Source organism: Geodermatophilaceae bacterium NBWT11 (genome assembly GCA_014218215.1).
Taxonomy (GTDB): Bacteria; Actinomycetota; Actinomycetes; order Mycobacteriales; family Geodermatophilaceae; genus Klenkia.
Map to the genome: position 1 here is coordinate 759346 of CP043652.1, position 25164 is coordinate 784509.

The 25164-nt window shown below is 74.3% G+C and carries 19 protein-coding genes; 6 read left to right on the forward strand and 13 right to left on the reverse strand.

Features of this window, described 5'->3' with window-relative positions; genetic code table 11:
• Window positions 1-8: 8 nt before the first annotated feature.
• The 3 genes from F1C76_03625 to F1C76_03635 all read right to left on the reverse strand — a co-directional run bounded on the left by F1C76_03625 (window position 9) and on the right by F1C76_03635 (window position 6694).
• Window positions 9-1031 carry a 3-isopropylmalate dehydrogenase gene (locus tag F1C76_03625; GenBank protein QNG35801.1) on the reverse strand — a complete coding sequence of 341 codons (1023 nt, stop codon included), beginning with the start codon at window positions 1029-1031 and terminating at the stop codon, window positions 9-11.
• A gap of 106 nt (window positions 1032-1137) precedes the next feature.
• A complete protein-coding gene (locus F1C76_03630; protein QNG35802.1) occupies window positions 1138-4707 on the reverse strand; it encodes a S8 family serine peptidase in 3570 nt (1189 codons plus the stop codon).
• A gap of 385 nt (window positions 4708-5092) precedes the next feature.
• Window positions 5093-6694 (reverse strand): phosphoglycerate dehydrogenase, encoded by a 1602-nt coding sequence (locus F1C76_03635; GenBank protein QNG35803.1) that lies wholly within the window; start codon window positions 6692-6694, stop codon window positions 5093-5095.
• Window positions 6695-6860: 166 nt separating this feature from the next.
• On the opposite strand from F1C76_03635, the gene F1C76_03640 reads away from it, so the two are divergent.
• The 4 genes from F1C76_03640 to F1C76_03655 all read left to right on the forward strand — a co-directional run bounded on the left by F1C76_03640 (window position 6861) and on the right by F1C76_03655 (window position 9330).
• Window positions 6861-7679 carry a hypothetical protein gene (locus tag F1C76_03640; protein ID QNG35804.1) on the forward strand — a complete coding sequence of 273 codons (819 nt, stop codon included), beginning with the start codon at window positions 6861-6863 and terminating at the stop codon, window positions 7677-7679.
• 160 nt (window positions 7680-7839) lie between these two features.
• On the forward strand, window positions 7840-8448 hold the full coding sequence (locus F1C76_03645; GenBank protein QNG35805.1) for a hypothetical protein: 609 nt from the start codon (window positions 7840-7842) through the stop codon (window positions 8446-8448).
• A gap of 10 nt (window positions 8449-8458) precedes the next feature.
• Entirely contained in the window at window positions 8459-8938 is a 480-nt protein-coding gene (locus F1C76_03650) for a hypothetical protein (protein QNG35806.1), read from the forward strand.
• A complete protein-coding gene (locus F1C76_03655; protein QNG35807.1) occupies window positions 8935-9330 on the forward strand; it encodes a hypothetical protein in 396 nt (131 codons plus the stop codon). The genes F1C76_03650 and F1C76_03655 overlap by 4 nt, the downstream gene beginning before the upstream one ends.
• Before the next feature lie 64 nt (window positions 9331-9394).
• Here the strand turns inward: F1C76_03655 and ilvC are convergent, their stop codons facing one another.
• The 6 genes from ilvC to ilvD form a co-directional block, all read right to left on the reverse strand.
• Window positions 9395-10420 carry a ketol-acid reductoisomerase gene (gene ilvC, locus F1C76_03660; GenBank protein QNG35808.1) on the reverse strand — a complete coding sequence of 342 codons (1026 nt, stop codon included), beginning with the start codon at window positions 10418-10420 and terminating at the stop codon, window positions 9395-9397.
• Between the two features lie 35 nt (window positions 10421-10455).
• Window positions 10456-10980: an acetolactate synthase small subunit gene (gene ilvN / locus F1C76_03665; GenBank protein QNG35809.1), complete on the reverse strand. Its 525-nt coding sequence runs from the start codon at window positions 10978-10980 to the stop codon at window positions 10456-10458.
• Window positions 10980-12860, reverse strand: coding sequence for an acetolactate synthase large subunit (locus F1C76_03670; GenBank protein QNG35810.1), 1881 nt, complete (start codon window positions 12858-12860; stop codon window positions 10980-10982). The genes ilvN and F1C76_03670 overlap by 1 nt, the downstream gene beginning before the upstream one ends.
• A 211-nt stretch (window positions 12861-13071) precedes the next feature.
• Window positions 13072-15789, reverse strand: coding sequence for an EAL domain-containing protein (locus F1C76_03675; GenBank protein ID QNG35811.1), 2718 nt, complete (start codon window positions 15787-15789; stop codon window positions 13072-13074).
• 4 nt (window positions 15790-15793) lie between these two features.
• Window positions 15794-18457, reverse strand: a complete 2664-nt coding sequence (locus tag F1C76_03680) for an EAL domain-containing protein (GenBank protein ID QNG35812.1) — start codon at window positions 18455-18457, stop codon at window positions 15794-15796.
• 109 nt (window positions 18458-18566) lie between these two features.
• The gene (gene ilvD / locus F1C76_03685; GenBank protein QNG35813.1) at window positions 18567-20330 is read right to left on the reverse strand and encodes a dihydroxy-acid dehydratase; all 1764 of its coding nucleotides are present in this window, start codon (window positions 20328-20330) and stop codon (window positions 18567-18569) included.
• An 8-nt stretch (window positions 20331-20338) separates the two neighbouring features.
• On the opposite strand from ilvD, the gene F1C76_03690 reads away from it, so the two are divergent.
• Window positions 20339-20710, forward strand: coding sequence for a PH domain-containing protein (locus F1C76_03690; GenBank protein QNG35814.1), 372 nt, complete (start codon window positions 20339-20341; stop codon window positions 20708-20710).
• Between the two features lie 64 nt (window positions 20711-20774).
• Here the strand turns inward: F1C76_03690 and F1C76_03695 are convergent, their stop codons facing one another.
• The gene (locus F1C76_03695; GenBank protein QNG38988.1) at window positions 20775-21653 is read right to left on the reverse strand and encodes a 2-hydroxyacid dehydrogenase; all 879 of its coding nucleotides are present in this window, start codon (window positions 21651-21653) and stop codon (window positions 20775-20777) included.
• A 137-nt stretch (window positions 21654-21790) separates the two neighbouring features.
• Between F1C76_03695 and F1C76_03700 the strand changes: the two genes are divergently transcribed.
• A complete protein-coding gene (locus F1C76_03700; protein ID QNG35815.1) occupies window positions 21791-22948 on the forward strand; it encodes an oxidoreductase in 1158 nt (385 codons plus the stop codon).
• Here the strand turns inward: F1C76_03700 and F1C76_03705 are convergent.
• From F1C76_03705 to F1C76_03715, 3 genes are read right to left on the reverse strand one after another with little or no spacing between them, the layout of a single operon-like run.
• Window positions 22945-23475 (reverse strand): acetyltransferase, encoded by a 531-nt coding sequence (locus tag F1C76_03705; protein ID QNG35816.1) that lies wholly within the window; start codon window positions 23473-23475, stop codon window positions 22945-22947. The two genes, F1C76_03700 and F1C76_03705, sit on opposite strands and share 4 nt — an antisense overlap.
• Window positions 23472-24971: an Asp-tRNA(Asn)/Glu-tRNA(Gln) amidotransferase subunit GatB gene (gatB, locus tag F1C76_03710; protein ID QNG35817.1), complete on the reverse strand. Its 1500-nt coding sequence runs from the start codon at window positions 24969-24971 to the stop codon at window positions 23472-23474. Before gatB ends, F1C76_03705 begins: the two co-directional genes overlap by 4 nt.
• A complete protein-coding gene (locus F1C76_03715; protein QNG38989.1) occupies window positions 24968-25153 on the reverse strand; it encodes a hypothetical protein in 186 nt (61 codons plus the stop codon). Before F1C76_03715 ends, gatB begins: the two co-directional genes overlap by 4 nt.
• Between the last annotated feature and the right edge of the window lie 11 nt (window positions 25154-25164).

Genomic DNA, 25164 nt, shown 5'->3' on the forward strand with positions numbered 1-25164 from the left:
CCCGGGGCTCAGCCGGAGGCGAGGGCCGCCAGGCGGTCGCCGACCTCGGCGGTGCGCAGCGGGGAGCGCTTGTCCCGGGTGGAGAGGTCGAAGGCCACCGCGGCGTTGACCTTGCGGGCCTGCTCCGGGCGCCCCAGGTGCTCCAGGAGCAGCCCGACCGACAGCACCGTCGCGGTGGGGTCGGCCTTGCCCTGACCGGCGATGTCGGGCGCCGAACCGTGCACCGGCTCGAACATCGACGGGTTGGTGCCCGAGGCGTCCAGGTTGCCGCTGGCGGCCAGCCCGATGCCACCGGTCACCGCAGCGGCGATGTCGGTCACGATGTCGCCGAACAGGTTGTCGGTGACGATCACGTCGTAGCGGCCGGGGTCGGTCACGAAGAACATCGCGGCGGCGTCCACGTGCTGGTAGGCCACGGCGACGTCCGGGAACTCCGTGGAGAGCTCCTCCACCGTGCGCGACCACAGCGACCCGGCGTGGCTGAGCACGTTGGTCTTGTGCACCAGCGTCAGGTGCTTGCGCGGGCGGGTCACGGCGCGTTCGAAGGCGTACCGGACCACGCGCTCGACACCGAAGGCGGTGTTCAGGCTGACCTCGGTGGCCACCTCGTGCGGGGTGTCCTTGCGCAGCACGCCGCCGTTGCCCACGTAGGGGCCCTCGGTGCCCTCGCGCACGCACAGCATGTCGATCTCGCCGGGGGCGGCCAGCGGGCTGGTGACGCCGTCGTAGAGCTTGGCCGGGCGCAGGTTCACGTGGTGGTCGAGCTCGAACCGCAGCTTCAGCAGCAGCCCCCGCTCGAGGATGCCGGCGGGCACCGACGGGTCGCCCACCGCACCCAGCAGGATCGCGTCGTGCTGGCGCAGCTCGTCGAGCACCGTGTCGGGCAGGAGCTCCCCGGTGCGCTGCCAGCGGGCGGCTCCGAGGTCGTAGTGGGTGCTCTCGACGTCGGGGGCCACCTCACCGAGGACCTTGAGGCCCTCGGCCACCACCTCGGGTCCGATGCCGTCTCCAGGGATCACAGCCAGCCGCATGGGGCCCGAGGCTAGTGCCCGGCACGGACGGCGTCCCCACCCGGACACACCGGCGCCCCCCGCACGGGTGTGCGGGGGGCGCCGGGTGCGCGGTGGTGCTACCGGGTCAGCCGGCGGGCGGGGCGTCCGCGGGCGTCTCGACCGGGGCGTCGGCCGGGGTCTCGACGGGTGCCTCCGCGGGCTCCTCGGCCACCGGGGGCACCGTGGTGGTGTCCTCGGGCGCCGGCTCCACCGGGGTGGTGTCGGCCGGCGGGACCTCGGTGGTGGTCGAGGTGTCGGCCGCCGTCCCGGCGATCGGGACGGTCTGGGTGCGGCCCGCGCCGGTGCTGTTCTGGCTGAGCAGCACCATCGCGGCCTTCTCCCCGCCCACGGCGGTGTCCGCGGCGTAGGACGCGGCGTCCTGGGTCACCGTGATCTCGGTGCCGTCGGCGGCCGGGACCACGATCGCGGACTCGCCGTCGACGTCGAAGGACAGCCCGGGGGCGGTCGGGTCGAAGCTCATCGCCTGGGGCGCGAGCTCGGGCAGACCACCGGTGGTGACCGTGCCGACGTCGTCCACGGTGCCGTTGGCGCTGGAGGACTGGACACCGAAGGTGATCCGGCCCAGCGGCTCCGGGAACGCCGACAGCGGGACGCTGAGCACCTGGACGTCGGAGTCCATCGCGTTGGTGTCGACGAGGCCGTCGTAGACGTTCATCGGCGTCACGACGGGCTCACCGCCCGGCCCGACGAGGTTGAAGTCCCGGTCGGTCAGGACGACCAGCGGCACGTCGTAGTCCTCGATGCGAGTGGTGGTGACCTGGTAGTCCCAGACCCCGTCCCCGGTCGCGTCGAGGAACACCCCGTAGTTCACGGCCGTCTGCGCGGTGGTGAAGCGCCCGTGCGCGGAGACCGCGAAGTACAGGCCTGCGTCGTCGTACTGCAGCACGTCGGAGGCGACCCCGACGCCGGCCAGGTCGACCGACCGCTCGAGCTCGGTCTTGTAGCAGTCCGAGGCGGGGGCGGTGGTGCACTCGGGCAGCTCCGGGCTGTAGCCGAGCTGCTCGAACCCGCTGACCAGCGAGGTATAGCTGCTGGGGTCCAGGGCCGGGCCGTTGGCCACGCCCTCACCGGCGAGGGTGATGGACGAGCCGTCCTCGGCTGCCGTGGCGGCCAGCGTGGAGGAGGGCTTCGGGTTGGCGTGCACCGGCACCCGCAGGGTCTCCCCGCGGTTGTTCTGCGGGGTGAAGAAGACCCGACCGCTGGCCTCACCGACGAACTGGCGGCCGTCGTCGACGACCATCGTCGGGTCGGCGACCTTGAGCAGCTGGTCCTGGGTGGCGGTCATGGTGACCGTCACCGTGCGGCTCTGGCCCGGGGGCACGGTGAGCCGCTGGGCGGACAGCGCGTACCGGACGCCCGGCTGGGCGACGAGGGCGTCGTAGGACACCCGGTAGACCGCGGCCCGGTCACCGGTGTTCTCCACCGTGATGGTCCGGCTGTCGCTGACCTGCTCGGCGTCGACCTCGACGACCCCGAAGGACGCCGACACGACGCCCGAACCGGCCTCGGCGTAGGCGAGCACCTCGTTGGCCAGCGCCGCCGACGCGTCGATCCGGCCGGCGCCGACCCGGTTGGGCCCGTAGACCTCGCCGGTGCCGTCGGGGCCGGTGGTCAGGTCGTGGCCGGCGGTGTTCATCAGGTCGGCCTTGACCTGCTCGGTGCTCCACTCCGGGTGCGCCGCGCGGATCAGCGCGGTGACGCCGGCGGTGACCGGGGCGGCCATCGAGGTGCCGGAGAGGGTGGCCCCACCGGAGCCCTGCCCGACACCGGCGGAGAAGACGCTCACGCCGGGGGCGGCGACGTCGGGCTTGACGCCGTCGGCCTGGCGGACCCCGCGGGAGCTGAAGGACGCGAGCTGGTCGACCTGGCCCGGGTCGGTGGTGACCGAGGAGGACTTCAGGCCGGGGCCGAAGGTGACCGTGACGGTCGTGCCCGCGGCGACGGCACCGGCGAGGGCCGCACCGTCGGTGGCGGTGACCAGGATGCCCGGGATCTGCGGGACGCCGGTGATGCCGGTCTCCAGGGCGTCGCCGTCGTCGACGATGACGAAGCCGATGGCCCCGGCGTTCACCGCGTTGGTGCCCTTGGCGACCGAGCCGCAGGTGAACCCGTCGGCCTCGATCAGCAGGATCTGGCCGCTGGCGTAGCCGGGCGGCAGGGCCGCGCAGCCGGACTCGTTGCCGGCCGGTGCGGCGATCAGGTCACCGGTGACGTCGGGCTTGATCGTGCCGCCGTCGTCGGTGTCGCTGTAGGCGATGGACCGCAGGCCGGGGCGGGTGCCCTCGACCAGGCCCTCGGGCGAGACGACCTGCCAGCCGTCGAGCACCGCGTAGCCGTCGTTGCTGGCCGCCACCGCGATGCCGCGGGGGGCGTTGCCCGGCGAGCCACCGATGTCGTAGCTGTCGGCGGCGTTGCCGGCGGACAGCACGGCGAGCATGCCGAGCTCCATGGCCCGGTCGATGGCCATCGAGTCGGCGTCGTCGGCCAGGCCGTAGTCCGAGCCCAGGGAGAGGTTGACGACGTCGAGGTGGTCCTCGGGGTTGCCGTCACCGTTGGGGTCCAGCGCCCACTCGATCGCCTGCATGGTGACGTCGGTGGAGCCGTCGCAGCCGAAGACCTTCAGCGCGTACAGCTCGGCACCGGGCGCCATGCCCGGCCCGATGGACAGGTCCGAGGGGACGCCGTCGTCGTAGCCGCCGCGGTAGGTGGTGCCGTCGGCGTTCACGCCGTACCCGGCCGACGTGCCGGCGACGTGCGAGCCGTGGCCGTTGCAGTCCAGCGGGTTGTCGTCGGGCATGGCGACCGGCTGGTAGGCCGGGCTGGCCGGGTCGGCGTTGTAGCTGTCGCCGACGAAGTCCCGGCCGCCGACGACCTTGGCGTTGGGGTAGATGCCGGCCGGGGCGGGCTGCGCCTCGTAGGCCTGCAGGGTCTCGTACTGGTCGACGCTGCCGCTGCCACCGAAGTCGGTGTGGGTGTAGTCGATCCCGGTGTCGATGATGCCGATGGAGACGCCCTCGCCGGTGTTGCCGAGGTCCTCCCAGGCCTGCACGGCCTCGACGACCGACGCGGCACCGGTGTTGCTGATCTGCTTGGGCGCGATCGCGTGCACGGCCACCACGTCGGGCAGTGCGGCCAGCGTCTCGTAGTCCGCGGCGTCGGCGCGGACGGCGACCCCGGAGAGCACGGTGGTCGTGGAGTACAGCACCTCGGCGGCGGGCACCGCGGCCGGCACCTCGCTGGCGACGGCGGCCGCAGCGGCCTCGGCTGCGGGCTGTGCGGCCGCGGCGGCGACACCGGCGGCGGCCTCCCCCGAGCCGGGCAGCGTCTCGGCGAACACCTGGGACGTCGAGGGCGTGCCGGTCTCGACGAAGAAGGAGGTCGGTCCGCTGTCGGGCAGCCCGGCGGGGCGGCTGCCGTCGCGGCGGGCGTCGAGCTGGCCCTGGACCTGCTGCAGCTGGTCCCCGGTGAGGGTGACCGGCTGCTGGCCGGCGCGGGCCGCGATGTCGGCCGGGGCGGCCAGCGCGTTGCCGGCCCCCGCGGTCATGGTGAGGGCCGCCGCGATGGCGACGACCCCGCTCCGGGCGAGGACGCGGTCGCGTCCGGCCCGGGTGGTGCTGTTCGTCCTGGGAACCACGTGCACCCCTGTCAGCGATGAACCGGATGTGCCGGTGGCTGGGCCCCCCGTGCACACCCCGTGTGCACCTGGTCGCCACCTGCGAGGAAAAGCGTGGTCGTGAGCCTCGCTAATCGACAATGGGCCACCTGGCCCAGTCGCGACCCAGAAGTGCCTGCAGACGGCCCAACGGACCGTCCGGTGCCGGTCGAACCGCCCGGGAGTCGCGCAGACGGGGGTACGTGATGCGCAGACGGAGCAACCACGACCCGCCGGACGTCGTGGTCGACACGCGTTCAACCACCCGGCTGGCAGTCTGCTGTCCGTCCGGTGCACACCGGCCGGACACGCGGCAGCGGCGCCGACCCCGGGTGGGGTCGACGCCGCTGAGGGCCGCGCGGGTGGGTCAGATCGGGTTCAGGTCCGCCGCCCGGGCCTCACGGGCCCCGATGCGACCGGCGATGTCGGCGAGCAGCTCGCCGGTGACCTCGCTGTCGACGGTGACGGCCATCAGCGCCTCCCCGCCCTGTGTGGTGCGGCTGACCTGGGCGCCGGCGATGTTCACCCCGGCCTCGCCGAGCGCGGCCCCCACGGTGCCCACCACGCCCGGCCGGTCGGCGTAGGTGAAGAACAGCAGGTAGCCCTTGGCCTCGAGGTCGATCTCGAAGCCACCCACCTCGGTCAGCTTGGGCACCTGGTTCTTGCCGTACAGCGTGCCGGAGACGGTGACCCCGGTGCCGTCGGCCATCGCACCGCGCACGGTGATCAGGTTGCGGTAGTGCGGGCTCTCCACGTCCTTGGTCAGCGTGACGTCCAGCCCGCGCGCCTCAGCCAGCAGCGGGGCGTTGACGTAGCTGACCTGCTCCTCGACGACGTCGGTGAAGACCCCGCGCAGCACGGCCAGCTGGACGACGGAGACGTCGAACTCGGCGATCTTGCCCAGCACCTCGACCGACACCGACTGGGCCAGTCCACCGGCGACGGCGGTGAAGACCCGGCCCAGCTTCTCCGCCAACGGCAGGCCCGGACGCACGTCGGGGGCGACGACGCCACCGGCCTGGACGTTGACCGCGTCGGGCACGAAGTCGCCCTGCAGGGCCAGCCGCACGCTGCGGGCGACCGCCGTCCCGGCCTTGTCCTGGGCCTCGGTGGTGGAGGCGCCCAGGTGCGGGGTGACGACGACGTTGGGCAGCGCGAAGAGCGGGCTGTCGGTGCAGGGCTCCTTGGCGTAGACGTCGATGCCGGCCGCACCGACCTGGCCCGACTGCAGCGCCTCGGCCAGCGCGGCCTCCTCCACGAGCCCACCGCGGGCCGCGTTGACGATGATCACGCCCTTCTTGGTCATCGCCAGCTGCTCGGCACCGATCATCCCGAGCGTCTCGGGGGTCTTGGGCAGGTGGATGGTGATGAAGTCCGACTCGCGGAGGAGGTCCTCCAGCGACACCAGCCGGACGCCGAGCTGCGCGGCGCGCCCGGGCTGGATGTAGGGGTCGTAGGCGATCAGCGTGACGCCGAAGGCGGCCAGCCGCTGGGCCACGAGCACGCCGATCCGGCCCAGGCCGACGACGCCGACGGTCTTCTCGGTGACCTCGACGCCGGTGAACTTGGAGCGCTTCCAGGTGCCCTCGCGCAGCGAGGCGTCCGCGGCCGGGATGTGCCGGGCGGCGGCGAGGAGCAGGGCCACCGCGTGCTCGGCGGCGCTGACGATGTTGGAGGTGGGGGCGTTGACCACCATGACACCGCGGGCGGTGGCCGCCGGGACGTCGACGTTGTCCAGCCCGATGCCGGCGCGCGCGACGACCTTGAGGTGCGGGGCCGCGGCGAGGGCCTCGGCGTCCATGGTGGTGGCGCTGCGCACCATGACCGCCGCCGCGTCGGCGAGGGCCGGCAGCAGGGCGGCCCGGTCGGCGCCGTCGACGTGCCGGATCTCGAACTCCGAACCCAGCACCTCCAGCGCACTGGGGGCGAGCTCCTCGGCGATCAGGACGACGGGCGCAGGGGTGGTCACGGCTGGACAGCCTAGGGCGCGCGCCCCCGGCACCTCCCGGGGAGCCCGTGCCGGAGCTGCCCGGCGACACCCGGGAGGGTCGGCCCTGCTTGCCCGGTGGGGGTGCCACGGCCATCCTGGCTGTTCACCGCCGGTCCCCCGGGACCGGCCCCGCGTGGAGGAGACCATGAGCGACGAACGGGACGAGCAGGGCCGACCGGAGTCACCCCGGTACGGACAGGACCCGTCTCCGGGCTCGAGCGGCTGGGGCCGGTCCGCCGACCAGCCGTCGTACGGGCAGCCCCCGCAGGGCCAGTCCTCCTACGACCAGTCCTCGTACGGCCAGTCTCCCTACGGCCAGTCCTCCTACGGCCAGGGCGGGTACGACCCGTCCGCCTACGGCCAGGGCGGGTACGTGCAGCCGGCCTACGGCCAGGAGGCGTCCCCGTACGGCTACCAGGCCGCCTACGGCCAGAGCGGGGTGCAGGGCCAGGGCTGGGGCACCGCTCCCCCGGCCCGGCCCGGTGGCGTGATCACCGCCGCCGTCCTCGGCTTCGTCTTCGGCGCGATCGGCGTCCTGGTCACGGCCCTGTTCCTCATCGGCGGGGCCGCCCTCACCGGGGCCAGCTCCAGCGCGAACTCGCTGGACGACGAGTTCGGCCTCGGCCAGGTGTTCGGCAGCGGCTTCGCCGCAGCCGCGGGCGTGGTCTTCGTCTTCGGCCTGCTGGCCCTCGTCTGGACGGTGCTGGTCATCTGGGGCTCGGCGTGGGCGCTGACCGGCCGGAGCCGGGTGCTCCTGCTGGTCGCCGGTTCCGTCTCGATCGCGGCCACCGGGCTGGCCTTCATCGGTGCGCTGAGCGGCGCGGGACAGGAGGGCGCCGCCGGCGGGCTGGTGGTCACGCTGCTCTTCTTCGCCGGGGCGATCGCGATCGTGGTGCTGCTCTCGCTGGCACCGGCGAGCCAGTTCTTCGCCGCCCACCGGGCCCGTCGCGCCGCCCTCGGCTGAACAGCGCCCGGACGTGACCGACGGGGGGCCGGGGCCGGACGACGCGTCGACCGGCCCCGTGGCCGTGCCCCGGCAGGTCACGGCGCCCCTGTCGGTCCCGCCCCGGACCGCCGAGGGCTACGGGGGTCCACCGCCCACCCGGCGCCCGGTGCCGGCACGGGTGCCACCCCCGCCGTCCTGGGGGCAGGCTCCCCCGCCGTGGGCCGCCCCGCCCCCGCCCTGGGGAGGGTGGGGGCCGCCGCCCGGTCGGCCGTGGCAGCCGCCTCCCCCGCCCCCACCCCCGGGTCCCCGCCCCTGGACGACGACCACCGCCGTGGTGCTGGGCCTGGTGCTGGTCGGCTACCTGGGCTGGCTCACGGTCGACCTCGCGGCGACCGGTCTGGACGCCCGGGGCAGCGGGGGAACCGACCCGGACCTGGGCGAGAGCCTGCGCCGGGGTGTCGGGGGGTTCCTGGTGGCCCTCTCGGTCGGGCTGACCCTCGTCACGATCGGGGTCGCCGCGGCCGTGCTGGCCTGCGCCACCGGACGGACGAGGGTGCCGCTGCTCGTGGTCTCCGCCGTGGGCGGGGTCCTGCTGCTGCAGCCGGTGCTGTCGACGCTGGTGGGGGTCGGTGACCCGGGGGCGACCCGGGCGCTCACGCCGCCGGTGCTGCTGGCCTGCGTGCTGACGGTCGTGTTCCTGTCCTTGGCACCGTCCGCGCGTTTCGACGCCGCCCACCGGGCGCACCGGGGGTGGGCCGTCCATGATCGAGCCCCCGTACCCAGGTGAGAGTGAGCCGATGACCAGCCCGAACCCGCCCCAGGACCCGAACGCCGGCTGGCAGCAGCCGCAGCCCGGCTGGTCCCCCGCCCCGGACGGCCCCACCGCCGGCGTCCGGCCGCCCCAGGTGACCGGTGCCGCGGTCGCAGCCGTGGTGATCGGCGCCCTCGGTGCCCTGGGGGGCCTGCTCAACCTGGCCGTCATCGGCACCGTCTTCGACGTCAGCCCGCTGCTCGGTGTCCTGGTGCTCGTCTCGCTGGTCGTCGCCCTCGCCGTGCTGGCCGGCGGCATCCAGCTGCTGCGCGGAGGGGACGAGAAGCTCCTGCTGACGGCGCTCTACGCCTCGATCGCGCTCAACCTGCTCGTGGTGGTGCTCAGCCTGGTCGACGGTTCCTTCCAGTTCTTCAACCTGCTGGGCTTCCTCATCCCGTTGGTGATCGTCTTCCTGCTCCGCCAGCCCCCGGCGCAGCAGTACCTGGCCGGGCGCCGCGCCGCGTGACCGCCGGAGGCACGGGGCGTCCCCCGCCGGCGGTCGTCGCCGCGGCCGCCCTCGCCGGACTGCAGGCGCTCTTCTGCCTGCTCCCCGGGTTGTCCGGGCTGAGCCTGGGCGTCAACGGGCGACTGGACTTCCTCGCGCTGGGGCTGCTCTACCTGGTGCTCTCGGCCGGGGCGGTCTACGGCGCCGTGCTGGCGGTCCGCGGGCGCAACGGCCGGGTGCTGACCGTCGTGGGGGTGGCCCTGGTCGTGGTGTGGGCGGTCAACGAGGTGCTGTCGGTGGTGACCGGGATCGGCTTCGACGTCCTGTCGGCCCTGCTGCTGGCCCTCGCCGTGGCCGTCGTGGTGCTGATGCGCCGTCCCGACGTCGCCGCCTGGACCGCACCGGCCGCCTGAGCCCGGACGCACGACAGCCCCTCCCCGCAGGTCGCGGGGAGGGGCTGTCGTCGTCGTGCGGGGGTCAGCGCTGGGCGCTGCCGGTGTAGTCGTCGCTGGCGGAGACCCAGCTCATGAGGCCGCGCAGCTGGCGCCCGGTCTCTTCGATCGGGTGCGCCTCGGCGGCGGCGCGCTTGGCCGTGAAGTCCGGCGCACCGGCGTCCTGGTCGGCGATGAAGGCCGCGGCCCAGGTGCCGTCCTGGATGTCCTTGAGGACCTGGCCCATCGTCTCCTTGACGCGGGCGTCGACGACCCGCGGCCCGGAGGTGTAGTCGCCGTACTCGGCGGTGTCGGAGACCGACCAGCGCTGCTTGGCGATGCCGCCCTCGTACATGAGGTCGACGATCAGCTTGAGCTCGTGCAGGCACTCGAAGTAGGCGATCTCGGGCTGGTAGCCGGCCTCGGTGAGGGTCTCGAACCCGGCCTGCACCAGGGCGGACATGCCGCCGCAGAGCACGGCCTGCTCGCCGAACAGGTCGGTCTCGGTCTCCTCGGCGAACGTCGTCTTGATGACGCCGGCGCGGGCACCGCCGATGGCCTTGGCGTAGGACAGCGCCAGGGCCTGGGCCGAGCCGGAGGCGTCCTGCTCGACGGCGATGAGGCAGGGCACGCCCTTGCCGTCGACGAACTCGCGGCGGACCAGGTGACCCGGGCCCTTGGGGGCGACCATGGCGACGTCGACACCGGACGGGGGCTTGATGTAGCCGAAGCGGATGTTGAAGCCGTGGCCGAAGAACAGCGCGTCGCCGTCCTGCAGGTTGGGCTCGACGGACTCGGCGTAGAGCTTCCGCTGCACGTGGTCCGGCGCCAGGATCATGATCAGGTCGGCCTCGGCGGCCGCCTCGGCGGGGGTGACGACGCGCAGGCCCTCGGCCTCGGCCTTGGCCCGGCTCTTCGAGCCCTCGAGCAGGCCGACGCGGACGTCCACGCCGGAGTCGCGCAGCGACAGCGAGTGGGCGTGGCCCTGGCTGCCGTAGCCGATGACGGCGACGGTGCGCCCCTGGATGATCGACAGGTCGGCGTCGTCGTCGTAGAAGATCTCGGCGGCCATGTGCGGGTGACTCCTCTGGGTTGGGGTGGTGGGGTCTAGGCGGAGCGCTCGACGGGGCGCAACGTACCGGCGCCGCTCATCGAGCGTGGGCCGCGGCCCAGGGCCACGGTGCCGGACTGCGCCATCTCCTTGATCCCCAACGGGGCGAGGACGGCGAGCAGCGCCTGCAGCTTCTCGGGGGTGCCGGTGGACTCCAGGGTGACGGTGTCGGTGTTGACGTCGATCACCCGGGCCCGGAACAGCTCGGCGGTCTGCAGCACCTGGGCGCGGTCGGCCAGCGGGGCCCGGACCTTGACCAGCAGCAGCTCGCGCTGCACCGAGGCGCCGTCCAGCTCGACGATCTTGATGACCTCGATGAGCTTGTTCAGCTGCTTGGTGATCTGCTCCAGCGGCTGGGACTCGACGTCGACCACGATCGTCATCCGGGACAGGTCCGGGTTCTCGGTCGGTCCGACGGCGAGGGACTCGATGTTGTAGCCGCGGCGGCTGAACAGCGCCGAGACGCGGGCCAGCACACCGGACTTGTTCTCGACCAGCACCGACAGCGTGTGCCTCGGCATCAGACCTGCCCCTCTCCGAAGACCGGGCGGACGTCCCGCGCGGCGAGGATCTCGTCGTTGCTCGCACCGGCGGCGACCATCGGCCACACCTGGGCGTCGGAGCCGACGGTGAAGTCGATGACCACCGGCCGGTCGTTGATCGCCATGGCCTGCTCGATCGTGGCGTCGACGTCCTCGGCGGTCTCGCAGCGCAGCCCGACACACCCCAGCGCCTCGGCCAGCAGCACGAAGTCCGGGATGCGCACGCCGGCCCGGCGGGTGCCGTCCTCGTTCTGCACGTGCAGCTTGGTGTTGGAGTAGCGGCCCTCGTAGAACAGGGTCTGCCACTGCCGGACCATGCCCAGGTTTCCGTTGTTGATCACGGCGACCTTGACCGGGATGCCCTCGATGGCGCAGGTGGCGAGCTCCTGGTTGGTCATCTGGAAGCAGCCGTCGCCGTCGATGGCCCAGACCGTGGCCTCGGGCCGACCGGCCTTGGCGCCCATCGCGGCCGGGACGGCGTAGCCCATCGTCCCCAGGCCGCCGCTGTTGAGCCAGGTGCCCGGCTTCTCGTACTTGACGAACTGGGCGGCCCACATCTGGTGCTGGCCGACCCCGGCGCAGTACACGGCGTCCGGCCCGGCGATCGCACCCAGCCGCTCGATGACGTACTGCGGGGACAGCGCGCCGTCCTCGGGCAGGTCGTAGCCCAGCGGGTAGGTGGCACGCCAGCTGTCCAGCTGGGTCCACCAGGCGGACAGGTCGGGGCGGCCCTGGTCCTCCTGCAGGTCCCGCAGCGCGCCGACCAGCTCGGTGATGGTCTCCTTCGCGTCGCCCACGATCGGCACGTCGGCCTTGCGGTTCTTGCCGATCTCGGCCGGGTCGATGTCGGCGTGCACCACGGTCGCGCCGGGGGCGAAGGTGGACAGCTGGCCGGTGACCCGGTCGTCGAAGCGGGCGCCCAGGGCGACCAGCACGTCGGCCTTCTGCAGGGCGGTGACCGCGGTGACGGTGCCGTGCATGCCGGGCATGCCCAGGTGCTGGGGGTGGCTGTCGGGGAACGCGCCGCGGGCCATCAGGGTGGTGACGACGGGGGCCCCGGTCAGCTCGGCCAGCTCGGCGAGGACCTCGCTGGCGTGCGCCTTGAGCACCCCGCCGCCGACGTAGAGCACCGGCTGCCGCGCGGCCTGGACGACAGCCGCGGCCTCGCGGACCTGCTTGCCGTGCGGGCGGGTGGTCGGCTTGTAGCCGGGCAGGTCGATGCGCGGCGGCCAGGAGAAGTCGGTGGTGGCCTGCAGGACGTCCTTGGGGACGTCGACCAGCACCGGCCCGGGCCGCCCGGTGGAGGCCAGGTGGAAGGCCTCGGCGATCCGCTGGGGGATCTCGGCGGCATCGGTGACCAGGAAGTTGTGCTTGGTGACCGGCATCGTGATGCCGCGGATGTCGGCCTCCTGGAAGGCGTCGGTCCCGATCGCGCCAGAGGGCACCTGGCCGGTGATGGCCACGATCGGCACCGAGTCCATGTAGGCGTCGGCCAGCGGGGTCACCAGGTTGGTCGCGCCGGGCCCGGAGGTGGCCATGCAGACCCCGACCTTCCCGGTGGCCTGGGCGTACCCGGTGGCGGCGTGCCCGGCACCCTGCTCGTGGCGGACCAGGACGTGGCGCACGGAGGAGTCGAAGAGCGGGTCGTAGAGCGGGAGGATGGCCCCGCCCGGGATGCCGAAGACCATCTCCACCCCGACCGCCTCGAGGGAGCGGACCAGGCTCTGCGCACCGGTGATGCCGGTGGCCGGCTGGTGGGTGGCGGGGGCGGCGGCCTCGGCCACCGAGCCGGCTGCGGTCTCCAGACCGGCCAGCGACTCGGCGGCGGCGGCGGTCGGGGCTTCGGCGGTGGTGCTCATCTGGGTGGTTCTCCCTGGACGCGAGGGTGGGTGTGCGGAGCGGGTCCGGCGGGTTCCGGCCAACAAAAAACCCCTCGTGCCAGGAGGCACGGAGGGGTGAGCGCGTCGGTCGGTGGACCGACGCGCTAGTCGATGACTACGAGGAGCCGGGAGCGCAGCACGCCCACACTGTGCGCCCTGGCACGTGTCGCCGTCAACCACGTCGTCCCATTCAGTGGAACGACGGCGACCGTTCCGTGGGACGCAGGACCTCGGGGTCGAAGCCGTCCACCACCGCGGCGAGATCGGCGGCCCGGGTCGGGCGGGCGAGCAGGAACCCCTGCACGAACCGGCAGCCCAGCTCCTGCAGCGCGGCCAGCTCCCCCGGCGTCTCCACGCCCTCGGCGACGACGTCGATCTGCAGCTGCCGCCCGAGGGCGATGACGCTGCCCACGACGGCCGCGCCGCGGGCGTCGTGCTCGATGCCGGCGAGGAACTCCCGGTCCATCTTGAGCACGTCCACCGGCAGCCGGGCCAGGTAGGCGAAGGAGGAGTAGCCCCGCCCGAAGTCGTCCAGGGACACCACGCAGCCCATGTCGTGCAGGGTCTGCAGGTCGCTGTCGAGCCGGTCCTGCTCGCTCATCAGCACCGACTCGGTCACCTCGATCATCAGCCGGTGCGGGGGCAGCCCGGAGGCGGCCAGCGCCTGGGCGACGTCGGCCACCAGACAGCCCGCCTGCAGGTGCCGCACGCTGATGTTCACGCCCAGCTTGAGGTCGCGCCCCCCGGCCCGGAGCGCGGCCAGCTCGCCGCAGGCCCGGTCGAGCACCCAGCGCTGCAGCGGCACGATCAGCCCGTCGTCCTCGGCCAGCGGCACGAACTCGTCGGGCCCGACCTCCCCCAGCACGGGATGGTCCCAGCGGACGAGCGCCTCCACGCCGAGCACCCGGCGCTCGAGCACCCCGACCACGGGCTGGTAGTCCACCCGCAGCTGGCCCGCGGCCAGGGCCTGCGGGAGGTCCCGGGCGAGCCGGGTGCGCCGGGTGGTGGCGGCGTCCGCGGCGTCGCCGTGGCTGCGGACGCAGCTCTTGCCGGCGGCCTTGGCCGCCCGCAGCGCCAGGTCGGCCTGACGCAGGGTGGTCGCGACGTCGTCCTCGGCACGCAGCTCGGTGACCCCGATGCTGGCCGACAGCGCGAACACCGGACCGTCCGGTGACCCGTCGGGCGCCGAGGCACGGTGCTCGCGGTCCAGCCCGGCGACGACCCGCTCGGCCAGCGCGGCCGCCTCGGTCAGCCCCGACCGGACCAGGACGGCGAACTCGTCCCCACCGAGGCGGGCCACCAGGTCGGGCTCGCGGACCAGCCCGCGCAGCTCGTCGGCCACCTCGGCCAGCAGCCGGTCCCCCGCCTCGTGCCCGGCGACGTCGTTGACGGACTTGAAGCCGTCGAGGTCCAGCAGCAGCACGCTGGCCGGGCCGCCCTCCTGCGCGCGGGCCCGGGCCACACCGAGGGCGGCCATCAGCCGGGCCCGGTTGGGCAGCCCGGTCAGGAAGTCGGTGAACGCCATCCGCTGCAGCTCGCGTTCGGCGGCCCGGCGGTCGGTGACGTCGCGCAGGTGCAGCACCCGGCCCTCGACACCCGCCGCGCCGTCGGTGCCCCCACCGAGGGCCTCGACCTCACGCCAGGCGCCGGCCCGGGTGCGCACCCGGAAGGCGTGCGGGCCGGGCTCCCCGGCCACCGCGGCCGACAGCGCGGCGGCGTCCTCGGGGTGCACGAGGTCCGCGAACGCCCGGTCGGCGAGCTCTCGGGGCCCGTAGCCCAGCCGGCCCTGCACGGAGTCCGACACCCAGGCCAGCCGGGTGCCGCGGTGCAGGACCACGGTCACGTCGTCGGCGTCGAGCACGAGCGAGCGGAACCAGGCCTCGGCCCGGGCCAGCCGACGGGTCAGCCGCTCACCGTCGGCCACCCACAGCACGCTCCGGGCCGCGGTCAGCAGCAGCAACACCAGCGCTCCGACGCCCTCGACGAGACCCACCGGGCTCCCGGCGGCCACCCCGGCGACGAGCAGCACCCCCACGGCCGACGCCGAGCACCAGCTCAGCAGCACCCCGGACAGCGGTTGGGTGCCCGCCTCCGCACGGGGCGGCGGGACACCGGGCCCGGGGTCGGCAGCCGCGCCGAGCACCACCGCGACGAGCACGACGGCCCAGGCCACGACGGTGAGCAGGTCGAGGGTGGCCGAGTCCAGCGCGGCCGCGACCGCGCCGTTGACCGCGACCACGGCCGTGGCCAGCCACTGCACGGTCACCCAGGACCCGGTGGCCCGCCGCCCGGCGGGCAGCACCGCCGCGGTGAGCAACCCGATCGCGGCCAGCAGCGCCCCGACCGCAGGGAGAGCGGCGGCCACCAGGGGGTCCCCGGCCGTGCCGGAGCTGTCGAGTGCCCCGCCGACCACGACGGCGGCCACCACGGAGACGGCGACCAGCACGATCCCGGCGTCCAGCCAGGAGCGCGAGCCCACCCGGCTCCACCAGCGGCCGGGTCCCTCGCCACCCAGCAGCGCCACGCTGCCGGCCAGCACGAAGGGGACGGCGAGGACCAGGGGCAGGTCCTGCGGACCGCTGCGGCCCGGGTTGAGTCCCACGCCCAGCACGCCGGCGACCGCCTGGCCCGCCCCGACCAGCAGCAGCGCGACCCCGAGCAACCGCCAGGGCCGCCCGGCGCGCCCGGGCCGGGCGATCCGGCGCAGCAGGGCCGCGCCGGTGCCGGCCGAGACGACGGCGAGTCCGGCGGGCAGCACCCGGTCGGCGAGACCGGGGACGACCAGGCTGGACACGACGGCGACCACCAGGACGGTGCTCAGCGCGCCCAGCAGCGGCCCGACCCGGGGGCCGGCCGGGGCCGTGGGGTCGGGGGTGGTCGGTGCCGGCAGCGCGGTGCGCGACGCCATCGACTCAGACCCGCCCGACCAGTCCCGGCCACAGCTGGCCGGCGTCGGCCTCCAGCATCCCGACGAAGGGGGGCAGCGAGAGCGGGCGGGACAGCAGGAAGCCCTGGGCGAAGCCGCAGCCCATCGACCGCAGCACGGCGAGCTGGCTGGGGGTCTCGACGCCCTCGGCGACGACGTCGATGCCCAGCCGGGCGCCGATGCCGATCACCGACTCGCACAGCGCCCGGGTCTGGGTGTCCTTGTCCAACCGGGCCAGGAACGTGCGGTCGAGCTTGATGATGTCCACCGGGAGCCGGGTCAGGTGGGCCAGCGAGGAGTAGCCGGACCCGAAGTCGTCCAGGGCCAGGTGCACGCCCATCAGCCGCAGCGCGGCGAAGTCGGTCTCCACGTGCATGCCGTCGGCCAGCACGGTGGACTCGGTGATCTCGATGACCAGCCGCTCCGCGGGCAGCCCGCTGGCCTGCAGGGCCCGCGAGACGTCCCCGACGAGGGTGCCGCTGGCCACGTGCACGGCGGAGACGTTGATCCCCAGCTTGAGCGGGGTGTCCCCGGGCTGGGGCAGGGCGACCGCGGCGGTGGTGGCCTCGGCGAGCACCCAGCGCTGCAGGTCCCCGATGAGGCCCGAGCGCTCGGCGATCGGGATGAACTCCTCGGGCTCGAGCTCGCCGTAGGAGGGGTGCCGCCAGCGGGCGAGCGCCTCCACGCCGGTCACCCGCTGGGTGGCCAGGTCGACGATGGGCTGCCAGGCCAGCGCGAACTCACCGCGGGCCCGGGCGCCGACGAGGTCCTCGCGCAGCCGCTCCCGGCGGTCGCGGGCCGCGCCCATGGCCGGGTCGTACCGGCGCACCGACCCCGGCCCGGCGGTCCGGGCGGCGACGACGGCCAGCTCGGCCCGGTCGATGACCCCGGCAGGGGTGTCCCCGGCGGCCAGGGGGACGAGCCCGACGGCCGCGGAGAGGTCGACCAGGCCCAGCTCGGTGGTGACCGGCTGCTCCACGACCGACAGGCAGCGGGCCGCCACCAGGTCGGGCTCGCCGTCCACCCCGTGGGCCAGGACGGCGAAGAGCTCGGGCCCCACGCGGGCGACCTGGTCGTCACCGCGGACGGTGGCGCGCAACCGGCGGCCGACCTCGACCAGGGACACGTCGACCACGTCGCGGCCCACGTTCTCCCTGGCCTCGGCCAGCCCCTCCACCTCGAACAGCAGCAGGGCCACCCCGGGGGTGTCCCCCACCTCGCGGAGCTCCTCGGTCAGGGCCCGGACGTGGGCGGCACGGTTGGGCAGGCCCGTGACCGGGTCGCTGAAGGCCAGCGACCGCAGCTCGTCCTCGGTGTCCAACCGGGCCGTGATGTCGCGGCACTGCAGGACCAGGGCCGCGACGTCGGCGTCGGCCCGCAGGTCGGTGATGCCGACCTCCAGCACACGCCAGGTCCCGTCGGCGCCGGGCAACCGGAAGCTGCGCAGGCCGGTGAGCCGGCCGACCGGCACCGCCGGGTCGGTGAGCCAGGCGCGGACGGCGTCGACGTCCTGCGGGTGCACCCGGTCCAGGACCGGGGCGCCGGTGAGCGGCAGGCCCGACCGCTCGGCCGGCCCGGCCAGCGCGGGCGCCGCCCAGGTGACGGTCAGGTCGGCGTCGAGCACCAGGACGGCGTCGCTGCTGGAGCGCACGAGGGAGCGGAACCAGGCCTCGCTGCGCTGCAGGCGAGCGCCGACCCGGACCTCGTCGCGGGCCGAGACGCCTCGGTGCACGGCGGTGAGCACGAGCCCGAGGGCCACGGCGACCAGGGCGGCGCCGGTCGGGGGGTGGCCGAGCAGGGCGGAGCCCAGCAGCAGGACCGCGGCCACGACGACGACCACGTGCGGCAGCAGGTGCCCGGCCATGGTCAGCCGGTCGGTGAGCCGGTGCTGGTCCCCGGGCGCGGCGTCGTCGTCGCCGTCCCCGTCGTCCCGACCGGGATCGGCCGCCGAGGCGGCCAGGAGGAGCGTCGCACCCACCAGCAGCAGCGCGCGGGCCGCCAGCGCGGTGCCGGTGAAGGGGGCCTCGGAGCCCAGCGCGCCGAGGGCGTCGCCGACGGTGAGCGTGACCAGGGCGGCCAGCACCAGGGCACCGGTGACCCGGCGGGTGGCGTCGGCGGCGGTGGCGAGGGTGAGTCCGGCGCCCAGGAGGACCGTGGCGGCCAGGCAACTGGCCTCCAGGGCGACCCGGGAGGTGGTGTCCAGGTCGGCGGCCAGCGGGCTGACCACCAGCACCTGGCCCAGCACGAAGGCAGCCGTGCAGAACAGGGCGATCTCGGTGAGCAGCCGGGCACCGCCGGCCCGCAGCCGGCCGCGGCCCAGCAGCACCAGCACGCCGAACGCACCGAGCAGGTGGGCGGGGACCGAGGCCGCGGTGCGCCAGGCGTCCACCTGGCCGGTGCCGCCGGAGACCAGTTCGGCCAGCCCCGCGGTGGCGAGACCGACGAGCAGGGCGACGCCGAGGGTGCGCCACCCGCGGGCCGCGCCGACCCCGCCGCGGCGCAGCAGGAGCAGACCGGTCAGCGCCGTGACCGCGGCCACGAGGGCAGCAGCAGCGAACCGGCGGTCCTCGGCCGGGAGGGCGAGGACGCCGGCGAGCAGCACCAGGGACGCCAGTCCCAGCGGTGCCGCTCCTCGACGCAGATGATCCACACGCTCAGTGTCGGCAGCTCTACTGAGCGTGAACAGGCGAGGCTCGCCGGGAGTCACCCGTTCGGGCGGTCCCGGTGGTCACCGGAGTGTGACCACCGGGACCGGTGACTCACCCGCAGATGGCGCCCTGGGCGGCCGAACCGACGAGCTTGGCGTACTTGGCGAGGACGCCCCGGGTGTAGCGCGGGGCCGGCGGGGCCCAGCCCTCGGCCCGGCGGGCCAGCTCGTCGGCGTCGACGTGCAGGTCCAGGGTGCGGGCGGCGAGGTCGAGGACGATCCGGTCGCCGTCGCGGATGAAGGCGATCGGACCGCCGTCGGCGGCCTCGGGGGCGATGTGGCCCACGCACAGCCCCGTCGTCCCCCCGGAGAACCGGCCGTCGGTGAGCAGCAGGACGTCCTTGCCCAGCCCGGCGCCCTTGATCGCCCCGGTGACGGCCAGCATCTCGCGCATGCCGGGCCCGCCCCGGGGGCCCTCGTAGCGGATGACCACGACGTCGCCGTGCTTCAGCGTGCCCTCGGTGACCGCGGCCATCGCGCCGGCCTCACCGTCGAACACCCGGGCGGTGCCGTCGAAGACCTCGGCGTCGAAGCCGGCGCTCTTGACGACCGCGCCGTCCGGCGACAGCGAACCGCGCAGGACGGTGAGGCCACCGGTCTTGTGGATCGGGTCGTCCATCGCCCGGATGATCGCGCCGTCGGGGTCCTGCGGGCCGATGTGCGCGAGGTTCTCGGCCATCGTCCTCCCCGTGACGGTCAGGCAGTCCCCGTGCAGCAGCCCGGCGTCCAGCAGCGCCTTCATGACCACCGGCACCCCGCCGATGCGGTCGATGTCGGTCATCACGAAGCGGCCGAAGGGCTTCACGTCGGCCAGGTGCGGGGTCTTGTCGCCGATCCGGTTGAAGTCGTCGAGGGTGAGGTCGACGTCGGCCTCGTGCGCGATGGCCAGCAGGTGCAGCACGGCGTTGGTCGAGCCACCGAGGGCCATGACCACGGTGATGGCGTTCTCGAACGCCTCCTTGGTCATGATGTCGCGGGCGGTGATGCCCTGGCGCAGCAGCTCCACGACGGCCTTGCCGGACTCCACGGCGTAGCCGTCCCGGCGCTTGTCCGGGGCCGGCGGGGCGGCGCTGCCGGGCAGGCTCATGCCCAGCGCCTCGGCGGCCGAGGCCATGGTGTTGGCGGTGTACATGCCGCCGCAGGCACCCTCACCGGGACAGGTCGCCTTCTCGATCGCGGTGAGCTCCTCGCGAGTGATCTTGCCGGCCGCGCAGGCGCCGACGCCCTCGAAGACGTCGATGATCGTGAGGTCCCGGTCACCGAGCTTGCCGGGCATCGTGGCGCCGGCGTAGAGGAACACCGCGGCGAGGTCCAGGCGGGCCGCGGCCATCAGCATGCCGGGCAGCGACTTGTCGCAGCCGGCCAGCAGCACCGAGCCGTCCAGCCGCTCGGCGAACACGACGGTCTCCACCGAGTCGGCGATGACCTCGCGGGACACCAGCGAGGCGCGCATGCCCTCGTGGCCCATGGAGATGCCGTCGGAGACCGAGATGGTGCCGAACTCCAGCGGGAACCCGCCGCCCTCGTGCACGCCGGTCTTCACGGCCTTGGCCAGCCGGTCCAGGCTCAGGTTGCAGGGGGTGATCTCGTTCCACGACGAGGCCACACCGATCTGCGGCTTCGCGAAGTCGTCGTCGCCCATGCCCACCGCGCGCAGCATGGCGCGGGCCGGGGCCTTGGCGTCACCGTCGGTCACCTCGTGGGAGCGGGGCTTGATCGAGGCGTGCGTCGGTGCAGGAGTGCTGGTGTGCGGTTCGTCGACGGTCGTCACGCCCGGGATCGTATGCCCGCACGGCGACCCGCCGTCTGGGAGCATCGACGGACGTGAACACAGCACAGCTGCGGATGAGCCGCACGGCGTTGGTCCCCGTCGTGATCCTGCTGGTGTGCGTCGTCCCGATCGCCGGCGCCGCGTGGTGGGGTCTCCCGCTGCTGCTGGTGCCCGTCGTCGCCGCGGCCTGGGTGCTGCGGGTCGGCGTCGACGTCGGCGCCGCCGGGGTCACCCCGCGCAGCCTGCTGACCGCCCGCACCGTGCCCTGGGACCAGGTCGCCGGCATCCGGGTCGGCGAGGACCAGGACCTGTGGCTGGTGCGCACCACCGGCACCGAGGTCCGGCTCCCCGTCGTCCGCGCCCGGGACCTGCCCCAGCTGTCCGCCGCCTCCGCGGGCCGCATCCCCGACCCCAGCGCCCCCTGACCCCGGCGGAGGAAGCTCCACACCCCCTCAGCGGCCCATCAGGGGGTGCAGGGGTTCCTCCGCCTCAGTAGGCGTCGACGACGTTCTGCAGGGGCTGGCCGGCGAGCACCCGGTCGAGCTGGTCGAGGACGGCGTCGGTCGCCCGCTCGGCTGTCTGCGGCACGGCTCCGCCGACGTGTGGGGTGAGCAGCAGGTTCGGGGCGGCGAACAGCGGGTGGCCCTCGGGCAACGGCTCGGGCTCGGTGACGTCCAGGGCGGCGCGCAGCCGGCCGGAGGTGAGCTCGGCGAGCAGCGCGTCGGTGTCGACGACGACGCCGCGCGCGGCGTTGACCAGCAGGGAGTCGTCGGGCATGGCGGCCAGGAACGCCGCGTCGACCATGCCGGTGGTCTCCGGGGTGACCGGGACGATGAGGACGACGACGTCGGCCTCGGGCAGCAGCTGGGGCAGCTCGTCGGTGGAGCGGACGCCGTCCCGGGCGGTGCGGGCCACGAAGGTGAGGTCGACGTCGAAGCCGGCCAGCATCTCCCCGATGGTGCGGCCGATGTCCCCGGCGCCGACGACGAGCACCCGGGCCCCGACCATCGAGTGGTGGGTGCCCGGCGTCCAGCGCCCGGCGTCCTGCTCGCGGACGAAGGTCGGGATGCCGCGCTGGGCGGCCAGGGCCGCGGTGACCGCCCACTCGGCGGTGGCCGGGGTGTGTGCGCCCCGGGCGTTGCACAGGGCGACGCCGTCGGGTGTCTTCCCGACGAACCGCTCGGCGCCGGCGCTGGTCAGCTGGACCAGGCGCAGCCGGGGCAACGCGTCGAAGAGCCCGTCGGGCACGCCGCTGCCATCGGGCACCCAGACCTGGGCACGGGCGGCCTCCCCGGTGGGCGGGCCGTCGGCGGGGTCGAACCGGTGCGCGCGGATGCGGGAGGACAGCCCCTCCAGGGCCTCCCCCATGGCGCGCGAGGGCACCAGCACGTGCAGCGTCTCGTCGTCGGACAGGTCGATCGTCAGGGCGTCGGGCACGGTTCCCGACCGTAGGGGGCTCCTGCGTCCACGGCGATCCCGGCCCCGACCCCCGTACCCTCGCAGGCGTGACCGGGGGGACGAGACGCGCGCCGTGGCTGGTGGCCGTGGCGGCGTCCTGCCTGCTCGTCACCGCGTGCAGCAGCGGGTACGAGCCGGCCGGCCCGTTCCGCGCCGTGCCCGAGGGCCCGGGCCCGCAGGTGGCCCCGCCGACCGACACGGCGCCCGGCCCGCTCCCGGAGGACCCCTCGACGCCGGGCACGGAGGACGAGCAGCCCGGTGACCCGAACGTGCTGGCCACCGACCTCGCCGTCCCCACCGGACTGGTGCTGCTGCCCGACGGCACCGGCATCGTCGCCGAGCGGGAGACCGGCCGGTTGCTGCAGGTCTACCCCGACCGCTCCCCCGCCCGGGAGCTGATGACCGTCGCCGGGGTCGACACCACCGGTGACGGCGGCCTGCTGGGCCTGGCCCTCTCGCCCACCTACGCCGAGGACGGCCTGCTCTACGCCTACCTGTCCACCGCGACCGACAACCGGGTGGTGCGCTTCCCGCTCGGCGGTCAGCCCAACGAGGTGGTCACCGGCATCCCGCGCGGGGAGACCCGCAACGGCGGCGGCCTGGTCTTCGGCCCCGACGGCACGCTGTACGTGGGCACCGGCGACACCGGCAACGCCGCGCTCGCCCAGGACCCGGCCTCGCTGGCCGGGAAGGTGCTGGCCTACGACGTGTTCGGCCAGCCCGTCGGCGCCAGCGCGGTCTACAGCCAGGGTCTGTCGAACGTGACCTCGCTGTGCGTCGGCGACGACGCGGTCTACGCCACCGACGACGCCGCGACCGGTCCCGACGACCTCGAACGGCTCGTCGCCGGCGGCGACTACGGCTCCCCCACGGCGCTGCCCGGGTCCAACGCCCCGGTCCTCGCGGTGCCCGAGGCCGTCGCCGGGCTGGCGGGCTGCGCGGTCTCCGGGGACTTCGTCTACCTCGGGGCCCTGGACGGCCGGCAGGTGCACCTGGTCACCCTCGGCCCGGACGGCGCACCGACCGGTGACCCGGTGCCCTTCCTGGCCGAGGAGTACGGCCGGCTGCGCACGGTGGTCGTCGACGCCGAGGGCGCACTGTGGATCACCACGTCGAACACCGACGGCCTGGGCACCCCCGCCGAGGACGACGACAAGGTGCTGCGCATCCAGCCCCCGAACTCCGACGCCGACAGCCCGCTCTAGAGCTCCAGCCGGTAGACCACGTGGTCGCGGCTGTCGGCCGGGTCGTCCGGCTCGAGTTCGCCCTCGGCGACCCGGGTTAAACCGGCCTTCTCCAGGGCGCGCCAGGAGCGGCGGTTCTGTGCGTGCACGGGGACGACGACGTCGCGCGCGTCGGGGTACAGCGCCTGCAGCTCGCCGACCGCGGCCGAGACCAGGGCCGGCCCGACCCCGCGCCCCCGCGCACTCGGCACCCCGAGGAGGTAGTCGACGCTCACCGCGCCGTCGGGGACCGGCCAGACCGTCGCGATCGCCGCGAGCTCGGCGGGCTCGTCGGCCCAGCGGTACCCCTGCACCAGGCCGACGGGCGCCCCGTCGTCGAGCACCACCCACACGCGGGTCGGGTCGGTGCCGTCGACGGACGGGCCGTACTGGGCCTCCACGGCCTCGGCCGAGCTGTCGTCGGCCCACCAGCGCCGGACCAACGGCTCGTCCAGCCACGACCGCAGCAGCACGAGGTCCTCGCGCTGCAGCGGCCGCAGCGTGATCACCCGAGCACGCGCTCCTCGAGCATCCGGCGCACGGTGGCGGCGTCGGCCTTGCCGCGGGTCTCCTTCATGACCGCACCGACCAGGGCACCCAGCGCCGCGGTCTTTCCTCCCTTGACCTTCTCGACCACGTCCGGAGCGCCGGCGATCGCGGCGTCCACGGCGGCACCGAGCTCGTCGGAGTCGCCCATGACGGCCAGCCCGCGGCCCTCGACCACCTGACGCGGGGAGCCCTCACCGGCGAGCACGCCGTCGAGCACCTGGCGGGCCAGCTGGTCGTTGACGGTGCCCTCGCCGACGAGCGCGACCAGTTCGGCGACCTGCTCCGGGGTGACGGCGAGCTCGGTGAGCTCGACGCCGGCGTCCTTGGCGCGGCGGGAGAGCTCGCCCAGCCACCACTTGCGGGCGTCGGCGGGGGGTGCGCCGGCGGCCACGGTGTCGGCGACCAGCCCCAGGGCGTTGGCGTTGAGCAACCAGGCCATCTCGGTGTCGGAGAGCCCCCACTCCTCGCGCAGCCGCACGCGACGGGCGGCGGGGAGCTCGGGGAGCCCCGCGGTCAGCTCCTCGACCCAGGTGGCGTCGGGTGCCATCGGGACCAGGTCGGGCTCGGGGAAGTACCGGTAGTCGGTGGCCTCCTCCTTGCTGCGCCCGGAGGACGTGGAGCCGGTGTCCTCGTGGAAGTGCCGGGTCTCCTGGACGATCCGGCCGCCGTCGTCGAGCACGGCACCCTGCCGACGCATCTCGTAGCGCACCGACCGCTCGACCGAGCGCAACGAGTTGACGTTCTTGGTCTCGGTCCGGGTGCCCCACTCGAGGCTGCCGGTCGGGGCCAGGGAGATGTTGACGTCGCACCGCAGGCTGCCCTGCTCCATGCGCACGTCGGAGACCCCGAGGGCCTGGACGATCTCGCGCAGCTCGGTGACGTAGGCGCGGGCGACCTCGGGGGCCTTGGCGCCGACGCCCGGGACCGGCCGGGTGACGATCTCCACCAGCGGGATGCCGGCCCGGTTGTAGTCGACCAGCGAGTGGTCGGCACCGTGGATGCGCCCGGTGGCACCGCCGACGTGCAGGTTCTTGCCGGTGTCCTCCTCGAGGTGCACCCGCTCGATCTCCACCCGGTAGGTCTCGCCGTCGACCTCGACGTCCAGGTGCCCGGCCGTGCAGAGCGGCTCGTCGTACTGGCTGGTCTGGAAGCCCTTGGGGATGTCGGGGTAGAAGTAGTTCTTCCGGGCGAAGCGGCACCAGGTCGCGATCCGGCAGCCCAGGGCCAGCCCGATCTTGATGGTGGCCTCGATCGCGGCGGCATTGGCCACCGGCAGCGAGCCGGGCAGGCCCAGGCAGACCGGGCAGGTCTGGGTGTTGGGCTCGGCGCCGAAGGTGGTGGCGCAGCCGCAGAACATCTTCGACGCGGTGCCCAGCTCGACGTGGGTCTCCAGCCCGATGACCGGCTCGTACCGGGTCAGGACGTCGTCGAACTCCAGCAGGCGGTCAGTGCTCACGACGTGCCACCGATCCCGCTCTGCGCGGCGCTCTGCTTGCTGATCGACCGGGCGGTCAGCACCGCGCCGACGGCAGTCACGACGCCCAGGACGACGAAGACGGCGAAGACCGGGCGACCGGTGAACACCCAGAGCAGGACGCCGGCGACGGCGACCAGGTCGGCGAGGAAGAAGGCGAGCATCAAGGGACGGT